A 2,236-nucleotide genomic window follows, 5' to 3' on the forward strand; every position below is an offset into this window, starting at 1 on the left:
TTGGGGAGAGCTACGAGTTGACTGGGAATCGAGAACAGCGGCTGACGGCTTTTCATCACGATCCATCCGCTCTCGCCACTGGGCACGAAGCCGGTCGTGCATTTGCTCAAACTTGCCCTGAGCGCTCCACCGTCGAAAGGTCTTGTAGACGTTGTCCCAATGCGGAAACTCGTGAGGCAGCATTCGCCATGAGCATCCCGTGCGCACGACATAACAGCACGCTTCCAAAAGCGTCCTTCGGGAGTGACGAGGCGGCACGCCACGGCCTCCCGAGACTTCAAACAAATCAGCGACCAGCGTCCATTCTGCGTCCGTCAGACAACTGGGGTAGCGCTGTTCCGGCAACTGGCGCCGGTGGGCCTCGGTGTAACCATAAGACTTCTGAGCCTCAGATGGCTGGAAACTACCTTTGGCTCGTTCCTTTACACGAACGATCCCGGCCAGCCTCAGCGCTTTGGCAAAGGTATCGGGATGAGCGGTAATACCCGTTTCAGCATGGAATGCCTGCGCCAGTTCGGATTGGCTGGAATAGGGTTGCGCATGAGCGAGCCTGGTCAGCAGAGGGTAATGCTCCGCAGCGATTACGGGCGGGCGTCCGGTTTTAGGCATGGTGCAATGCTGTGTAGGCAAGGGGCAAGCAGCTTACTTTATTTTGTCTACACCCTCTAAGGATGGTCTGAAGTAGTCAGGTATTTCTGGCTGACTCCAGCCCTTGCCGATTTCAAAACGGTGATTCGGCTAAAAAACGATCAAATCATCCCCTCTTTCCGGATTTATAGCCGGCGCGAGCACCTCGCGCCGGCCATTTCCCGCATTACAGACGCACCTCTCCTGCATTCGTCAGCAAATGTCGGCGCGCCATCCACAGGTTCGACAGCGCGAACAGTGTCACCAACTGCGCTGTGTTCTTCGCCAGGCCACGCAAGCGTGTCTTCACGTAGCCGAATTGGCGCTTGATCACCCGGAACGGGTGCTCGACTTTGGCGCGCACCTGGGCCTTGGATTTCTCGATCTTGCGCTTGGCTTTGTACAGCGCACTGCGCTTACTCAGCTTCTTGTACGTACTGCGGCGGGCCGCAATCTGCCAGATCACCTCCCGGCCTTCATGTTCCGGGCGTTTCTCTACGCCGGTGTAACCCGCGTCGGCGCCGACCATGTTTTCCTTTCCATGCAGCAGTTTGTCGACCTGGGTAACGTCAGCAACGTTGGCTGCCGTCCCCACCACGCTGTGCACCAGACCTGACTCGGCATCCGCGCCGATGTGAGCCTTCATGCCGAAGTAATACTGATTGCTCTTCTTGGTCTGGTGCATTTGCGGGTCACGCTTACCGTCCTTGTTCTTGGTCGAACTCGGCGCATGGATCAGCGTGGCATCGACGATGGTGCCCTGGCGCAGCGACAGGCCCCGATCGCCCAGGTAACCATTGATCACCGCCAGAATCCCGGCCGCCAACTCGTGCTTCTCCAGCAGGCGACGGAAATTGAGGATGGTGGTTTCGTCGGGAATACGCTCTAGGTTCAGCCCGGCAAACTGGCGCAAGATTGTGGTCTCGTGCAGCGCCTCCTCCATCGCCGGATCGCTGTAGCCGAACCAGTTCTGCATCAAATGTACGCGCAGCATCGCCCTCAGCTGATACGCCGGACGACCACCTTCACCCTTGGGGTAGTGCGGCTCGATCAGGGCAATCAAACCCTTCCACGGCACCACCTGATCCATCTCGATCATGAACAACTCTTTGCGGGTCTGCTTGCGCTTGCCGGCGTACTCGGCGTCGGCGAAAGTCATTTGCTTCATCGGGAAACTCGGGCAACGGGATCGGCGTATTTCACCAGATTCGGGAAGTCTTTTTCAGACCATCCCTAACTCCCCGAGAAAGAACCGGCTGAAGGTGGCGTTCGAAAAATTCAAAACGTATCCCCCTTCCATTTCGAAGAGGAGATCTAGAAGCTTCATGTCAAATGGTTTTATGTTCGGCATGCCCCGCGTCCTTGATCAAGCGTGTTTTTCCAGCAGACGACGGAAGTTGAGGATGGTGGTTTCGTCCGGGATTCGCTCCAGGCTCAGACCGGAAAACTGGCGCAAGATCGTCGTCTCGTACAGCGCCTCTTCCATCGCCGGATCGCTGTAACCGAACCAGTTCTGCATTAGATGAACCCGCAGCATCGCCATCAACGGATAGGCCGGACGACCACCTTCGCCCTTCGGGTAATGAGGTTCGATCAGGGCAATCAAACC

General features: G+C 57.1%; 2 protein-coding genes and 1 pseudogene. All 3 read right to left on the bottom strand.

Annotated features, from left to right (window positions below; all coding sequences use genetic code 11):
• A partial coding sequence (locus G1E_RS28025) for a transposase (RefSeq protein ID WP_154212032.1) occupies positions 1–609 on the bottom strand: 609 nt, incomplete at its 3' end.
• Between the two features lie 205 nt (positions 610–814).
• Entirely contained in the window at positions 815–1,795 is a 981-nt protein-coding gene (locus G1E_RS24465) for an IS5 family transposase (RefSeq protein ID WP_016487069.1), read from the bottom strand.
• Between the two features lie 204 nt (positions 1,796–1,999).
• A pseudogene (locus G1E_RS24470) lies at positions 2,000–2,236 on the bottom strand (transposase); the annotation flags it as partial.

The organism is Pseudomonas sp. TJI-51, from assembly GCF_000190455.2.
Classification (GTDB): Bacteria; Pseudomonadota; Gammaproteobacteria; order Pseudomonadales; family Pseudomonadaceae; genus Aquipseudomonas; species Aquipseudomonas juntendi.

Excerpts from the sequence above, each read along its gene's own strand:
- G1E_RS24465 (WP_016487069.1), bottom strand. The coding sequence starts at position 1,795 with ATGAAGCAAATGACTTTCGCCGACGCCGAGTACGCCGGCAAGCGCAAG.